The organism is Anabaenopsis sp. NIES-4685, assembly GCF_059725405.1.
Genome location: NZ_AP043602.1, coordinates 3,868,285 through 3,884,093 on the forward strand (window position 1 = coordinate 3,868,285; position 15,809 = coordinate 3,884,093).

Below are 15,809 nucleotides of genomic sequence, written 5' to 3' on the forward strand. Positions count from 1 at the left end.
AACTTTCATCATCAATACTTTCAGTTAGGAATGAACAATTTTTGTACAGTTGTTAAATAAAGTTTTAAGTCAAGTAAATTTATGAAATTATCTGTTGTAATTCCCTGTTATAACGAACTCGGCACAATTGGCCAAGTAATAGAAGCAGTCAAAGCCTCTCCTGTGGAAAGCATAGAAATCATTATCGTTGACGACTATTCCACAGATGGCACCAGACAATTATTACATTCTCAATTAGAATCAGAAGTAGATCAAGTTATTTATCACCATAAAAATCAGGGAAAAGGCGCAGCTTTAAGAACAGGATTTACCGCCGCCACTGGAGATATTGTTATTGTTCAAGATGCTGATTTAGAATACGACCCCCAAGAATATCCTTTAATGATTCAACCGATCATATCAGGAAAAGCTGATGTAGTTTTCGGTTCTCGCTTTCAGGGTGGTAGACCTCATAGAGTAGTCTATTATTGGCACAGGGTCGGTAATGGTTTTTTAACAATGCTATCCAATATGTTTACTAACATTAACCTGACAGACATGGAAACTTGTTATAAAGCCTTCCGCCGGGAAATAATTCAATCTATACGCATAAAAGAAAATAGATTTGGCTTTGAACCAGAAATTACAGCCAAGGTAGCCAAGATAGGATGTCGCATTTATGAAGTGGGTATTTCCTATTATGGTCGGACTTACAAAGAAGGAAAGAAGATTGGTTGGAAAGATGGATTTAGGGCGATTTATTGTATATTCAAATATAATCTATTTTAGAGCCTATTAACAATAAAATATAACTATAGTCATCCTATTTGAGTTGAAAAATTATCAGTGAGGAAAGGGAACAGGGAACAGGGAACAGAAATTGTTCATGAATCATTTAGAATTGCTATATAACATGATTACCGTACTAGAAACAATTTTCTTATTTGTTTTTTCTCTCCTAGTTTATCTTGCTAATGGAGCCACCATAAGTTCTGGTGATACAGCTCCTAATACTTTGTTAGCTTTTAATTTGTTAGAAAACCATACCCTACATTTAGATGCTTTCAAAGAAAGCTATCTTTGTACTGTAAGTTATGGTAGTTGTTACTTTTTTGCAGAAGCAAATAATGGACATTTAACTTCTGCCTATCCCATAGGAACAGCCATTGTAACTTTTCCCCTGTATGTAATTTTTTATGTATATTTAAAACTGACAGAATATTTATCAGTTCCTATAGATTTAACATCTGTAAGTTTTGAAGTCCATAGATTATTTTTTGAAAAACTAGCAGCGTCAATTACTACAGCTTTCACAGTCTCTATTTTTTATTTATCTCTGAGATTAAAGTTTAAGCGAGGGTTATCTTTAGTAACTACCTTTATATTTGCCTTTGCTACAAATACATGGATGACAAGTTCTCAAGGGCTATGGCAGCACGGAATCTCTAATTTAGCGCTGGTAAGTATTATATTTTGTTTACTAAAAGCTAATAGAGCTACAAAACACCATCGGAGTAAGTGGTTAATATTAGCAGGTATAGCTTGTGGACTTCTTCCTGGTATTCGTCCTACAAGTGCAGTATATACCATAGCAGCGATTATATACTCAGTGTTTACCTATCGGCGGCAAGCTATTTTCCTATTTTCCGGCTTAATTACAGCAGTTCCCTCTATTGTATGGAACCTATACTACTTTAATAATCTCGTTGGTGGTTACTCAAGTTCACATCTTTTTTCAGAATCACCTTATAGCTTGAATAATTTCATCGAGTCATCACTAGGAACCCTAATTAGTCCTGGGAGGGGACTGTTAATCTTCTCTCCTATCCTTGTCTATTCATTATTGGGAGCCTATCAAATTTGTCAACGCAAGTATGATCAGGATGACTTGATAGGATGTATGTCAGTCGCTGGATTTATATTACTTTTCAGTTATTTTTTGTATCGTTTTTGGTGGGCTGGTCATAGCTACGGACCTAGATTTATGACTGATATTTTACCTATTTTCTGTTATTTAATTAGCTATTATCTTGTTAATATATTTCCGAAAGTATTACCCAATTATAAAATTATCAGCTTGAAGTTATTTATATTTATAACTTTGGGTTTATTTTCCACCTTGGTTCAACTTGCAGGAGCTTTTGCTTATAATCCAGGTGTTTTATGGAATGCTATTCCTTTGAATGTAGATTTGTACCATCATAGACTTTGGGATATAAAAGATAGTCAAATAGAAAGAAATATGAGAGCATCCTTAAATCAAATTATTAAGCCAAACTTTGACAATGCAACTTATATACAGGGTCTTGATGGGGTGATTCAAAAAATTACAGATGACCAGGATCAGCCCATACAGTCACTAATATCAGTCCCACCTGGTTATGTGCAAGTATTTAAAGCTAATCTTAAAAATACAGGTGTATCCAGATGGGTTGGTTATAAGTCTGCTGTAGTAATAGGAGAAACACGGATAAGGGGACGTTTCCTAAATGAAAAAAATAATCTAATTAGTGAGGTGAGAATGTTTGTTTCTGGAAATCCCAGAACCAATGAGTTGGTCAACGCCATTGGGTCAATTAATTTTCCTCCAGAACCAGGAAAGTATAAACTAAATTTTGACTTAATAGCAGAAGGTGTGAGCGAGTTCCCTAAAATTAATGACAAGTCACTTTATGTGATAAATGTAGATGTGATCAAGCCCAAATAATTAGGAGATTGCCTTGACCCCACAAGAATTTAGTTTATTATTAATATCAGTTTTAACAAGTGTAGCTGGTCAGTTTTTCTTAAAAGCTGGCGCACTTAAATTAGGCAAAGTCAATCTAAACAATACCATTAGCCATATTTTCAGTATCATTACCATCCCGGAACTGTTAATCGGGTTGACCTGTTATGGTTTAGGTGCTGTAGCTTACATACTCTTATTAACCAGGGTGAATTTAAGTGTTGCTGGCCCTTCCATAGCATTAGTGTATGTGTTTTCAGTGTTGTTGGGTTACTTGATTTTTAAAGAAACAATTCCTCTCACTCGTCTGATAGGTTTGAGTTCTATTATCGCTGGAGTGATTTTAGTAGTTTGGCAAAAATGACCGATTAAGATAAAATTTAATAATTTTCATGGTGAAAATCCTCATTGATGCTACCCCAGTAGAACCCCAACCGAGCGGGATTGGGTTTTATGTAGCTAATTTAATATCTGCTCTGAGTGCAATACAAACAGCAGATAATTTTGAGTTAGGATTAGTTTATCAACCAGGTTTAAAAAAGTGGTTACGGGGTGATTTGCGCTTCCCTGATACTCTGAAACATTACCCCCATGGTCATGTATTTCCTTTACCGGTAAGACTATCAAATTTACTCTTAGCTTCAGGGTTTAAACCAGGTTTATCTTACTGGGAAAAATATTTTGACTCTCCAGATATCTTACATGGTACTAATTACTCAGTCTATCCTTGTCAAAATAGCCTCAAGGTAATGAATATATATGATTTGACATTTATCAAATATCCTCAGTATGTAGATGGAGTTGTCAAAACATATACAGAAAGAGTGCGGCGCTGTTTACAGTGGACAGATTTAGTATTAACAATTTCCGAAAGCTCTAAACAAGATATTATCGAATATTTGCACGTAGCACCAGAAAAAATTTATGTAACTCCCTTAGCTAGTCGCTATCATCCATCCTTCTTAGAACCAGCAAATATTCAAGAATTAGAAACAAAAATTAAATATGATTTTTCTCAACCTTATATTTTGTTTGTCAGCACCATAGAACCCAGAAAAAACATTGAAAACATCATTACTGCATTTAATTTATTAAACCAAAAATATAAAATTCCTCATCAATTAGTCTTAATAGGTAAAAAAGGATGGAACTACAAGCCAATATTTGCAGCGATTGAAAATTCACCTTGGCAAAACAAAATTCACCATTTAGAATACCTCAATAACCAATTAGTAGGATTATTTTACTCCCAAGCTGATGTATTTGTTTATCCATCCCATTATGAAGGATTCGGTTTACCTGTCTTAGAAGCAATGACTTTAGGCGCACCTGTGGTCACTGCTAACACTTCCTCCCTCCCAGAAGTTGCAGGAGATGCAGCTATATTCATTGATCCCAATGACCCGATGCAATTAGCTACGGGGATTTTAGAAGTAATTAGTAATTCTGATTTACGCCAACAATTAATTAATAAAGGTCGAGAAAGAGCCAGACTATTTTCCTGGGAAATAACAGCAAAAGAAACATTAAAGGCTTATAGGAGTATTATTTGATCAATCTCCCAAGAATTAAAGTCATAAGAGTAGCGATCGCCTGTGGGATAGTTGTCAGCCAAAAATTCTGTGCTCAAAATCTAGGCTTTGCTCGCTATCTTCTGTCGGAGTTTAGAGATAATATCGGCGCTTAGTTCATTTTCTGGTTCTACCACTTCCCTTGTGTCTAGTGAGAGTTTTACCTCTTCGGGGGTCGCCTGACCCAAATCATTGAGCAGTTTTTGGAATGAAATACTCTGCTGTTCAACGGTCTGAGCGGAAACGGGTTCAACGACATAATTTTGGGAAACTTGTCGTGTTAGGGCATAGACGATGTATTGATTTAGGGATACGCCCTCTTGGGAGGCTTGATAACTGAGTTGTTGATGGAGGCTTTCGGGTAAGCGTAGGGTGAGACGGCTCATTTTATTGATCTCCTGTCAGTTTCAGAATGAGTTCGACGGGGGACAGAACAGTTAAACCTAGGAACTGTTTTGCCCGTTGAAAATCTTTGAGGTTTGAGGTGACGATCGCCGCATTAGCGTTCATGGCACAGTCGATAATCAGATCATCACCAGGATCAGGGGAGGTAGGTCGCCACGTAAAGTAGATTTCGGTAAATTCGGTGAGGGTGAGTAACCTACCAAGGACGGGTTGTAGGTTTTGCCAACGGATGGGGGATAGTTTGCGGGTCAAAACATCTTGGTACTCATAGGCGATCGCTGTGGAAATATGAACGATAAATAATTCTCCTAACCAAGCTTCGATGATCAGCCCTGATGCGCCCCCCTGTTTGGTTAAGCCTTCTAAAACGATGTTGGTGTCGATAACCAGATGTAATGGGGCTTGCTCTGTCATGACACTACTATAGCACTGCATTCGGTGTCATTAACTGATATCTGGCGATCGCCAAAAATCTTTTGCATAATGGGGTTAAGAGTTAGAGAAATATTATGTGCTAAATTACTAGTGCTAACATCGGTATAAGCAACACCTGTGAAAGTTACACCCACTGAAATTCCTGAGGTTCATCTCATCGAACCGCAAGTATTTGCTGACTCGCGGGGTTTTTTCTGGGAATCATACAATCAGCAAAAATTTACTGAGCAATTAGGTATTACTGTCAACTTCGTCCAAGATAACCATTCTGGTTCCCAGCAGAACGTCCTGCGGGGACTCCACTATCAAATTATTCAACCCCAAGGTAAATTAGTCCGCGCTGTGGTGGGTACCATCTTTGATGTCGCTGTAGATATTAGAAAAAGTTCCCCACCTGCGGAAAATGGGTAGGTTATGAACTCAGCGCGGAGAATAAACACCAAATGTGGATACCACCGGGCTTTGCTCACGGTTTTCTCGTGCTGTCACCAACGGCAGAAGTTATTTACAAAACTACAGATTATTACTGTCGTGAAGGCGATCGCACCATTAGCTGGGATGATCCAGATTTAGGGATTGACTGGCCTATTAAAACTAAACCTATTCTATCAGATAAAGATACTCAAGGTCAAGCATTTAGAACAGCACAAATCTATGAATAAATCAATCTTACTACTGGGTAGTAAAGGTCAAGTTGGTCAAGAAATCGAAAACATTCTTGCACCCCATCACAAAATTATTCCCCTAGCACGTCCCAATATAGATTTAACTCAAACCGATCGCTTGGCGCAAATTATTAGAGATATCCAACCCCAAATCATTATTAACGCCGCCGCTTACACTGCTGTAGACAAAGCCGAAACCGAACCGGAATTAGCCACAGCCATCAATGCAACAGCGCCGGAAATTATCGCCACAGAAAGCAAAAAACTGGGTTGTTTCCTGATTCACCTGTCTACAGATTATGTCTTTGATGGTCAACAAACTCGCCCATATCAAGAAAATGATCTAACTAACCCCCTAAATATTTACGGTCAAACCAAACTAGCGGGGGAAAGAGCAATTCAACAAACCCACCCCCATCATATTATCCTGCGGACAGCTTGGGTTTATGGCAGTTTTGGTAAAAGTAACTTTGTCAAAACCATGCTGCGACTGGGTAAAGAACGCCCAGAAATTGGTGTAGTTACAGACCAAATTGGTAGTCCCACATGGGCGCGAGATATTGCGCAGGCGATCGACCAGATCATACCCCAGTGCACACCAGAAATTGCCGGCACTTACCACTATACCAATAGTGGCGTGATTAGCTGGTATGATTTCGCCGTCGCAATTTTTGCAGAAGCCCAACAACTAGGTTTTCCCCTCACACCACCCAAAGTCATCCCCATCACCACCGCCGAATATCCCACCTTAGCCCGTCGCCCAGCTTATCCTGTCCTAGCTTGTGGGAAAATATCAGAAGTTTTAGGGACTTACCCGCCCCATTGGCGACAAAGACTCAGACTCATGCTCACAGACTGGCGCTCTCAATCCAAATCACTATGAAAGCACTGATTCTCTCTGGCGGTAAAGGTACACGCCTACGCCCACTCACTTATACAGGTGCAAAACAACTCGTACCCGTTGCCAACAGACCCATTTTATGGTATGGCATTCAAGAAATGGTTGCCGCGGGTATCACTGATATTGGTATCATTATCAGCCCTGAAACCGGAACAGAAGTAAAAAATAAAACCGGGGATGGTCAACGTTTTGGCGCTAACATCACCTATATTTTACAAGACCAACCCGCCGGATTAGCTCATGCGGTCAAAGTCGCCCGTACCTTTTTAGCAGATTCACCCTTTATCATGTACTTGGGTGACAACCTCATTCAACCAGGAGACTTAAGTTACTTTCTACAAAAATTTACGCAACAACAACCAGAAGCATTAATCCTACTGCGGGAAGTTGTCAACCCTAGTGCTTTTGGTGTTGCTAAAGTAGACCACACAGGGCAAGTATTAGAACTAATTGAAAAACCCAAAGTTCCCCCATCAAATTTAGCATTAGTCGGGGTTTATTTCTTTTCCCCCATTATTCATGAAGCCATTAATCGCATCCAACCATCAAACAGAGGCGAATTAGAAATCACCGATGCGATTCAATGTTTAATTGACCACAAAAAACAAGTCATAGCCTGTAACCTAGATGGTTGGTGGCTAGATACTGGGAAAAAAGATGATTTACTAGAAGCTAACCGTTTAATTCTCGATACTTATTTAAAAGCATCTAATTTAGGTCAAGTTGACAGCAAAAGTCAGATTATTGGGCGAGTAGAAATTGGGACTAATTCCCAAATTATTAACTGTACAATTCGCGAGACCAGTAGTGATTGGCAACAATTGTTACTTAGAAAACTGCTTTATTGGCCCCTATAGCAGCATTGCTGATCACACTACCCTGATTGATACTGATTTAGAGCATAGTGTAATTTTAGAAGGTGCTAAAATTATCGGCATTAATCAGCGTATCATTGATAGCGTCATTGGACAACGCGCCCAATTAACAGTTGCGCCTCGTCGTCCTAAAGCCTTACGGTTTTTGATTGGTGATGATTCTCAAATTGAACTCATATAATTTACTTTAAAGCCTTTTTCAGGCTCATGAAGTACACACCAATTTCCTATTCCCTGTTCCGGTGTTCCGGTGTTCCCTCAAACTAAAAAAAATTGTACCTCACGAGCATGGGAAATGCTATATTAACAATGACTACCAAAAAAGCCCTCATCACTGGACTGACTGGACAAGATGGCTCCTATCTGGCGGAAATTCTCTTAACCAAAGGTTATCAAGTATTCGGACTAGTCCGTCGTTCCAGCACCAGCAACCTAGAACGTATTAGCCACCTTTCCAGCGACATTGAAATCGTATCAGGTGACCTCCTCGATCAATCTTCCTTAATGGATGTAATTACCGATTCACAACCGGATGAGATTTACAACCTTGCATCTCAAAGCTACGTCCCCCTTTCTTGGACTCAACCAGCTTTGACAGCTGAATATACAGCTTTAGGTGTTTCCCGTATCTTAGAATCTATTCGCCGCTGCAAACCAGATGTAAGATTTTACCAAGCCTCTAGCAGTGAAGTTTTTGGTCAACCTGATGAGTCACCCCAAACCGAACGCACCGCTTTTCGTCCCCGGAACCCCTACGGTGTGGCCAAAGCTTACGCCCACTGGATGACTGTTAACTATCGGCAAAAATACGACCTTTACGCCTGTTGTGGTATTACTTATACTCACGAATCACCACGACGGGGTACAGAATTTGTATTTCGTAAAATTACCCACGCCGTCGCCCAAATTAAACTGGGTTTGGCAAATGAACTAAAATTAGGTAATTTAGATGCCCGTCGTGATTGGTGCTACGCTAAAGATGCTGTTTATGCCATGTGGTTGATGTTGCAGCAACAACAGCCGGAAGATTATATTATTGCCAGTGGTGAAACTCATTCTGTGAGAGAATTAGTCGAATCTGCTTTTAACAGCGTTGGTCTCAATTGGCAAGATTATGTGACAGTTGACCCCGCTTTTTACCGTCCTGATGAACCAGTGCAGTTAGTTGGTGCTGTGGATAAAATTAAAACTGAGTTAGGTTGGCAACCTGAATATAATTTCACACAACTGGTAGAATTAATGGTTGATTATGACCTGAAAAAATTGCGGGATAGCCTCGATTAACAGCATCATGTATTGGGTTGATGAACCACAGATGAACATAATCTGTAGGTGTTTATCCTCACCTATCCTAAGAGGTTGTTTTAAAAGGTATGATTAGTGTATCAAATATTGTTTTCCCCCCACCCTCCCCATTCCCTTCACAAGGGAATGGGACTTGATTTTGTTTCTTCCCCTAATCCCTAATCCCTAATCCCCTAATCCCTAATCCCTAATCCCTAATCCCTGTTCCCTGTTCCCCTAATCCCTAATCCCTGTTCCCTGTTCCCTGTTCCCCTAATCCCTGTTCCCTGTTCCCTGTTCCCTGTTCCCCTAATCCCTAATCCCTGTTCCCTGTTCCCTGTTCCCCTAATCCCTAATCCCTGTTCCCTGTTCCCCTAATCCCTAATCCCTGTTCCCTGTTCCCTGTTCCCCTAATCCCCTGAGTTATTTAATTTTTTAGTTAAAAATTGACAAGTACAATTAATGGATTTAATCAAAACATTAGATAACCAACTAATTATAAACTTATCTATTATTTCCTCACAGCCAACAGGGATTAGTAACTATGCTCAAAATATCTTCCCTTATTTAAAATCTCTATATCCCACCTTATTAACAGCACAAAAAGACCCAGAATTTAACTGCTATCCAGTTCCCAATAATCTTACCCCCGCTCAAGGGACAAAAGGACATTTGCGCCGCTTATTGTGGACACAGTTCCAACTTCCCCAAATCTATCATCACCTCAAATCTCCCTTGTTATTTTCCCCCTTACCAGAAGCACCGCTTTATAGTAACTGTCGTTTTGTGGTCGTTTCCCACGACTTAATACCATTGCGCTTTCCCAAACCCTTATCACCCTTGACAGCTTACCATCGTTACTACGTTCCCCAAGTCCTCAAACAAGCACAACACATAATCTGCAATTCCCAAGCGACAGCAGAGGATATCATTAATTTTTATCAAATTCCCGCCAGTCAAATCACCCCCATTCTCCTAGGTTATGATCGTGAACATTTTCACCCTTTTCAAGAAAAATCACCTGACAATCCGCCATATTTTCTCTATCTAGGAAGACATGACCCTTATAAAAATTTACACCGGATTATAGCGGCTTTTGCGGAGCTACCAAATAGGGGTGAATATCAACTATGGTTAGCAGGTCCGGTTGATAGGCGTTACACTCCACTTTTACAAACCCATGTCGCAGAGTTGGGAATTACTCAACAGACAAAATTTCTCAATTACGTATCCTATGACGAACTACCAAAAATTATTTATAATGCGATCGCCCTAGTATTTCCGACCCTCTGGGAAGGGTTCGGTTTACCAGTCCTCGAAGCAATGGCTTGTGGGACCCCAGTGATTACTTCTCATCTTTCTTCCCTTCCAGAGGTAGCGGGGGAAGCAGCGATTTTAATTAATCCCTACAACCTAACAGAAATTACCGCAGCTATGCAGATAATAGCTGAAGATATGCAAATGCGATCGCACCTCTCTACCCTAGGTATAAATAGAGCCAGTCAATTCAGTTGGCAAAAAACCGGACTTGCCACTGCAGAAGTTTTATCCCGCTATTTATGAATGTTAGGCTAAAGTTATCTTACTCCAGCCTTCACACAAAAACCCTATGGTTGTGCAAACTCCCACCCAGCAATATTCTATAGAAGAATACCTCGCACTTGAAGAAACTGCTGAGTATCGCAGTGAATACCGTAACGGGGAAATTATACCCATGACTGGCGGCTCTATTAATCACAACCAAATCATTATCAATTTAGTAGTTGCTCTTAGCCTGGCTCTGAGAGAACAAGATTACCGCGTTTACACTAGTGACCTACGCTTGTGGATTCCCCATTACCAACAATACACCTATCCTGATATTCTCATCATTAAAAATCAACCCCGCTTTCAAGAGGGAAGAACCGATACAGTAATAAATCCCAGTATCATCTTTGAGGTACTTTCTAACTCTACCAGCAGTAGAGATAGGGGAGATAAATTTACTTATTACCGTTCCCTCCCGGAATTGCAAGAATATATACTAATTGACCAATATACAATTCATATTGAACAGTTTAGCAAAACTCCAGAAGGTAACTGGCTGTTAAGAGAATCTGACGCTCAAAACGGAATCTTAACTTTAGCCTCCGCAGATTGCCAAATTCCCCATAGCCAGATTTACCAGAGAATAGATTTTTGCAGTAATTCAGATTAAGAAGCTCCCAGGCCCAGAATAGACCAAACCCCGCTGCATATCCAGAGTAAGAATTGCACCATCACGAATTACCTGGGTTGCTGTTTTCACACCCACAATCACAGGGACACCCAGACGCAACCCGATGACAGCAGCGTGACTTGTTAGACTTTCCTCCTCAGTAATAATACCGGCAGCCTTACGGATGGCATCAACAAAATCCGCATCAGTCCGGGGTGCCACCAAAATATCACCGGGATTAAAATTACTCACATCCATACCAGTGTGAGCCACCCTAGCACGACCACTTACCGAACCTTGTCCCAAGCCAATACCCTGACCTAGCACAGCGGTCACCACCTCAACCTTAACTAAATCAGTGGAACCGGAAACACCTTGAAGAGTACCCGCAGTCATCACCACTAAATCACCTTCAGACAGGTAGTTATGCTCTTGAGCCACATTGATAGCAGCTTGAAAAGTCTGCCCAGTAGAAGGTAAACCTAGTACCAACAATGGTTTCACACCCCAAACCATCTGTAATTGTCGTGCCACATTCACATGGGGAGTCACAGCCAAAATCGGGGTATGGGGACGGAACTTAGAAACATTCCGAGCTGTAGCCCCTGTTTGTGTCAGGGTCATAATTGCCGCTGCGCCCAATTGTTGAGCAATTTGCCCCACAGCTTGACTAATAGCATTAGGAATAGAACGTCGCTCATCTCGGTGGGAAAGTAGGGCGGAATTTTGTGCCGCTTCCTGTTCCATGCGTTCAGCAATTCTCGCCATGGTAGCCACTGCTTCCACAGGATAATTACCCACAGCAGTTTCATTCGATAGCATCACAGCATCCGTACCATCTAAAATGGCATTAGCCACGTCTGAGACTTCAGCACGAGTAGGACGGGGATTACTCACCATACTGTCTAACATTTGGGTAGCCGTGATGATGGGAATCCCTAAGCGATTAGCTGTAGCAATCAACCGCTTTTGCAGCACAGGGACATCTTCAGCAGGTAGTTCTACACCCAAGTCACCTCTAGCCACCATCACGCCATCACATAAAGCCAGAACTTGTTCCATTTGTTCAATGGCTTCATGTTTTTCAATTTTGGCAATGACTGGAACCTGCTTACCAGTGCTAGAAATTAACTCTTTAATTTCGATGATGTCCTGGGGGTTACGTACAAAGGAAAGCGCTACCCAATCTACACCTTGATCTAGACCAAACATGAGATCCTCGCGGTCTTTGTCGGTCATGGCCTTAATGGATAGGTAAACACCCGGAAAGTTAACACCTTTATTGTTAGATAACTTACCAGCTACCGTCACACGACAATGTAAATCGCCTTTGTCAGGGTTAATATCCTCTACCACCATTTCTACTCGCCCATCGTCTAGCAGGATTTTCGCACCTACAGGCACTTCTTGGGCTAAATAGTCGTAGGTAACACAGCTAATTTCTTGGGAGCCGACAACTGGGCGATTTGTCAAGGTGAAGCGATCGCCTTTTTCTAAAATTATCGACCCATGTTCAAACTTACCTAAGCGAATTTTTGGCCCTTGCAAGTCTTGGAGAATTGCCACAGGCTGATTTAATTCAAAGGCAGTTTGCCGAATTAAGCGAATACTACGCTGATGGTCAGCATGAGTACCGTGGGAGAAGTTGAGCCGCAGTGTCGTCGCACCAGCTTCGATAATCGCCTTCAGGTTTTCTGGGCTGCTAGTGGCAGGCCCAATTGTAGCAACAATTTTTGTCCGGCGTAGAGAGTCTCTTAATTGCATAGGGGCTGATTCTAGGGGGCTATCTCTATCTAGAGATTCATATTAATTTAAGGGGCGTTTAGTTTTCAGTCTCTGTTATATCCATAACCAACAGAGGCGGAGGATGAATGGGGTGTGAGAGTCACTCGCAACAGAAATGATAATTTTACCCTGGTTAAGATTTCCCAAGATTTGTGAGATAGAGTAGATATCGTACACCAAACTGGGTTCCATCCTCCTGAATATAGATTTTTCAGTCAACTCTTTATTGGTTGCCTAGACACCCTACGCGAGCAGAAAAACTTATCTCTCGTCTGGAATCATAGCGCTATTCATCTGGGCTTCGGCAAATATCAAGTTAAATCTTGCTAAATAAAAGCTTACAAAAGTTTATTATTTACTCATGTTTATCGTATATTCGTAATGTTTCATTAAACAAGGAGTTAAGAATGCTCACATTGGAGGCACAGAAGTCACTAAAAATCCCCCCCAAGGAATTTTTAGCGCCTCCTGGTGATTTTAATCCCACACTGCTACTGTTTCTGTCCACAGTAACAATGCTGGTATTATCTAACTTTGGTTACTGGCTCTGGCAGTGGCCAGATTGGTTGTGCTTTACCATTAATACCATTGCTTTACATTGTGCAGGCACTGTGATTCACGATGCTTGTCACCAATCTGCCCATCGTAACCGAATCATTAATGCCATGTTAGGCCATGGTAGCGCCTTGATATTAGCTTTTGCCTTCCCCGTATTTACACGGGTGCATTTACAGCATCACGCCCATGTCAATGATCCTAAGAACGACCCGGATCATTACGTCTCTACAGGGGGACCGTTGTGGTTGATAGCGGTACGTTTTTTGTACCATGAGGTGTTTTTCTTTCAGCGGCGACTGTGGCGTAACTATGAACTATTAGAATGGTTCATTAGCCGCTTAATTGTCGGCACAATTTTTTATATTTCCATTCAGTATCATTTTTTAGGTTACATTCTCAATTTTTGGTTTATCCCAGCTTTTTTAGTGGGGATAGCACTAGGATTATTTTTTGATTATTTACCACATCGTCCCTTTGTGGAACGCGATCGCTGGAAAAATGCCCGGGTCTATCCTGGTAAACTCCTCAATATCCTGATTTTAGGACAGAATTACCACCTGATTCATCATCTGTGGCCTTCTATTCCTTGGTATAATTACCAACCTGCTTATTATGCAATGAAGCCGTTGTTAGATGAAAAGGGTAGTCCTCAAACATCAGGTTTATTACAAAAAAAGGACTTTTTAGAGTTTGTTTACGATATTTTTATCGGGATTAGATTTCATCGTCATCACCAATAGAAATACCCCAGCCCACCTTGGGTGGGCTGGTTTTGTGGACACAAAACGTCAAATCTCAGTAGATAGGCTTTGAGCGTAAATCACCTCAATCTTGCTACCAAGTTGCAATTTTTCTAAAGATTCCGTGAAAAACACAAAACCTTTATATGCTGTGAGATACTTATAAATTTTGGTGAAATACCCTTCACTTGTGACAATTACTAGTGGCTGCTCCATTTTGGAGAGAATGGTCAGAAAATCTTCTAGTTTTACGCACACACCAGTTACCCGCTCATTAAACATTCTCCCGCCCATGGCAGCAGGTTGAGCCGCATCACTACCGTAATAGCTCATTTCGTGTTAATTTTTACATATAATTGACAGTCAAATTTTAAACTTTTGACTTAACTGCCTGCTGTGATGATTGTAACGGCTGGGATAAACTCCAATCTGGACGTAATTTAGCAGCTTGGCGTAAATAAATATGATTAATTGGTGTAGAAGCTGGAAGGTAAGCGTGGATAAGAAACCGAATGCAACGCTCTAAGCTACCTTCGACGTGCATTTGTTGTACATCCAACATTGCCACATTATCCCACCCAGAACGCGATCGCGCAATGGCCGCCGGAAAAATCGCATCTAAATCACGTGTCACCGAAAAAGTCACACTAATCATCTTTTCTGGCTGGAGTTGATTCCTTTGTTCTAGTTGATCTATTAGTTCGGTTACCGCTTCTCTAATCCCTTCAATAGTGTTTTCAGCAACGGTTGTTGCTCCGCGAATAGCCCGCATTTGCCACTCCACGCCAAAATCCTCCTTACATTACTCATTGGTCATCAGTCATTGTAAATTTTTTACAATGACTGCTAATTATTTAAGGTCGATATAACCACAGTGGCAGACCACTGGTAGACATTTCAAATTCCAACCAATCAATTCCCGCCCCCAGCCCTGATGAAACCAGACGGCTTCCGGGTAGAACGCGACTCAATAAAGGTTTTCGTTCTTCTAGGGTATAGCAGGGTGTCTTATCCGGATCAAGACCCACCATTTCCGCCGTCCAGCGCAGTGCATCCTCTTCAGTTCCCAGACGGTCTACAACACCTAATTCTAAAGCCTGTTCCCCGGTGAAAATCCGACCATCAGCAAAAGTCTTAACAGTTTCTAGTTCTAGAGAACGCGCTTGAGCGATGGTCTTGACAAACTGCTGATAACTCACGTCAATTAACTCTTGCAGGATGCTTTGTTCTGGTCCAGTCAGTTGGCGGTCAAATGCCAAAATATCTTTGTAGGGGCCAGACTTGATGACTTGGAAGGACACACCGATTTTTTCCAGCAACCGTTCTAAGTTGTTACCCCGCAAAATCACACCAATACTACCAGTGATTGTACCAGGGTTAGCCATGATATGTTCTGCTCCCATGCCAATGTAGACACCGCCAGAAGCCGAAATATTGCCAAAGCTGGCGACGATTTTGATTTGATTGCGTAACCTCTTCAGGGCGCTGTAGATTTCTTGAGAATCGCCCACTGTACCCCCAGGACTATCAATACGCAGGAGTAAAGCGGGAAACTTTTTCTCTTCTATGGTTTTTAGGGCTTCTAACACGCGCTTGCGAGTAGAAGCACCGATAGCACCAGTAATTTCAATCCGGGCAATTTGTTTACGAAACTTAGACTTGAAAGGCCAGACCATGAGCAGTTAAAAA

At 41.1% G+C, this 15,809-nt stretch carries 16 protein-coding genes and 2 pseudogenes; 11 read left to right on the forward strand and 7 right to left on the reverse strand.

All coding sequences use genetic code 11. The features are described 5' to 3' along the window. Nucleotides 1-81 precede the first annotated feature (81 nt). From AC6IZ0_RS16590 to AC6IZ0_RS16605, 4 genes are all read left to right on the forward strand, one after another. The gene (locus tag AC6IZ0_RS16590; protein ID WP_497723932.1) at nt 82-768 is read left to right on the forward strand and encodes a glycosyltransferase family 2 protein; all 687 of its coding nucleotides are present in this window, start codon (nt 82-84) and stop codon (nt 766-768) included. A gap of 97 nt (nt 769-865) precedes the next feature. Then, nucleotides 866-2,686, forward strand: a complete 1,821-nt coding sequence (locus AC6IZ0_RS16595) for a glycosyltransferase family 39 protein (RefSeq protein ID WP_497723934.1) — start codon at nt 866-868, stop codon at nt 2,684-2,686. A 13-nt stretch (nt 2,687-2,699) separates the two neighbouring features. Further along, nucleotides 2,700-3,068, forward strand: coding sequence for an EamA family transporter (locus tag AC6IZ0_RS16600; RefSeq protein ID WP_271731856.1), 369 nt, complete (start codon nt 2,700-2,702; stop codon nt 3,066-3,068). A gap of 28 nt (nt 3,069-3,096) precedes the next feature. Further along, the gene (locus tag AC6IZ0_RS16605) at nt 3,097-4,257 is read left to right on the forward strand and encodes a glycosyltransferase family 4 protein (protein WP_497723936.1); all 1,161 of its coding nucleotides are present in this window, start codon (nt 3,097-3,099) and stop codon (nt 4,255-4,257) included. A gap of 80 nt (nt 4,258-4,337) precedes the next feature. On the opposite strand, the gene AC6IZ0_RS16610 is transcribed toward AC6IZ0_RS16605, so the two are convergent. From AC6IZ0_RS16610 to AC6IZ0_RS16620, 3 genes are read right to left on the reverse strand one after another with little or no spacing between them, the layout of a single operon-like run. Next, nucleotides 4,338-4,661 carry a YlcI/YnfO family protein gene (locus AC6IZ0_RS16610; RefSeq protein WP_271731853.1) on the reverse strand — a complete coding sequence of 108 codons (324 nt, stop codon included), beginning with the start codon at nt 4,659-4,661 and terminating at the stop codon, nt 4,338-4,340. 1 nt (nt 4,662) lies between these two features. Continuing rightward, nucleotides 4,663-5,094: a PIN domain-containing protein gene (locus tag AC6IZ0_RS16615; protein ID WP_497723938.1), complete on the reverse strand. Its 432-nt coding sequence runs from the start codon at nt 5,092-5,094 to the stop codon at nt 4,663-4,665. Then, a complete protein-coding gene (locus AC6IZ0_RS16620; protein ID WP_271731849.1) occupies nt 5,091-5,249 on the reverse strand; it encodes a hypothetical protein in 159 nt (52 codons plus the stop codon). Before AC6IZ0_RS16620 ends, AC6IZ0_RS16615 begins: the two co-directional genes overlap by 4 nt. Between AC6IZ0_RS16620 and rfbC the strand changes: the two are divergent. From rfbC to AC6IZ0_RS16650, 6 genes and pseudogenes are all read left to right on the forward strand, one after another. Next, nucleotides 5,233-5,777 (forward strand): annotated as a pseudogene (gene rfbC / locus AC6IZ0_RS16625) (dTDP-4-dehydrorhamnose 3,5-epimerase). The gene AC6IZ0_RS16620 and the pseudogene rfbC sit on opposite strands and share 17 nt — an antisense overlap. Beyond that, on the forward strand, nt 5,770-6,663 hold the full coding sequence (gene rfbD / locus AC6IZ0_RS16630) for a dTDP-4-dehydrorhamnose reductase (RefSeq protein WP_497723939.1): 894 nt from the start codon (nt 5,770-5,772) through the stop codon (nt 6,661-6,663). Before rfbC ends, rfbD begins: the two are co-directional and overlap by 8 nt. Continuing rightward, nucleotides 6,660-7,737: pseudogene (locus AC6IZ0_RS16635) on the forward strand (glucose-1-phosphate thymidylyltransferase). Before rfbD ends, AC6IZ0_RS16635 begins: the two are co-directional and overlap by 4 nt. A 128-nt stretch (nt 7,738-7,865) precedes the next feature. Beyond that, entirely contained in the window at nt 7,866-8,840 is a 975-nt protein-coding gene (locus AC6IZ0_RS16640) for a GDP-mannose 4,6-dehydratase (protein ID WP_497723940.1), read from the forward strand. A 462-nt stretch (nt 8,841-9,302) separates the two neighbouring features. Beyond that, a complete protein-coding gene (locus AC6IZ0_RS16645; RefSeq protein WP_497723942.1) occupies nt 9,303-10,403 on the forward strand; it encodes a glycosyltransferase family 4 protein in 1,101 nt (366 codons plus the stop codon). A gap of 46 nt (nt 10,404-10,449) precedes the next feature. After that, nucleotides 10,450-11,037, forward strand: coding sequence for a Uma2 family endonuclease (locus AC6IZ0_RS16650; protein ID WP_497723944.1), 588 nt, complete (start codon nt 10,450-10,452; stop codon nt 11,035-11,037). Here AC6IZ0_RS16650 and pyk read toward each other — a convergent pair. Beyond that, nucleotides 11,029-12,801, reverse strand: coding sequence for a pyruvate kinase (gene pyk / locus AC6IZ0_RS16655; protein WP_497723946.1), 1,773 nt, complete (start codon nt 12,799-12,801; stop codon nt 11,029-11,031). The genes AC6IZ0_RS16650 and pyk overlap by 9 nt on opposite strands. Nucleotides 12,802-13,229: 428 nt before the next feature. Here pyk and crtR point away from each other — a divergent pair, with 428 nt between their 5' ends. Continuing rightward, nucleotides 13,230-14,120 (forward strand): beta-carotene hydroxylase, encoded by an 891-nt coding sequence (gene crtR, locus AC6IZ0_RS16660; RefSeq protein ID WP_271730999.1) that lies wholly within the window; start codon nt 13,230-13,232, stop codon nt 14,118-14,120. Nucleotides 14,121-14,168: 48 nt separating this feature from the next. Here crtR and AC6IZ0_RS16665 read toward each other — a convergent pair whose 3' ends face one another. The 3 genes from AC6IZ0_RS16665 to sppA form a co-directional block, all read right to left on the reverse strand. Continuing rightward, nucleotides 14,169-14,453 (reverse strand): hypothetical protein, encoded by a 285-nt coding sequence (locus AC6IZ0_RS16665; RefSeq protein WP_497723947.1) that lies wholly within the window; start codon nt 14,451-14,453, stop codon nt 14,169-14,171. Nucleotides 14,454-14,490: 37 nt separating this feature from the next. After that, nucleotides 14,491-14,904, reverse strand: coding sequence for a chorismate mutase (aroH, locus tag AC6IZ0_RS16670; protein ID WP_497723948.1), 414 nt, complete (start codon nt 14,902-14,904; stop codon nt 14,491-14,493). 70 nt (nt 14,905-14,974) lie between these two features. Then, entirely contained in the window at nt 14,975-15,796 is an 822-nt protein-coding gene (gene sppA, locus AC6IZ0_RS16675) for a signal peptide peptidase SppA (protein ID WP_271731004.1), read from the reverse strand. Between the last annotated feature and the right edge of the window lie 13 nt (nt 15,797-15,809).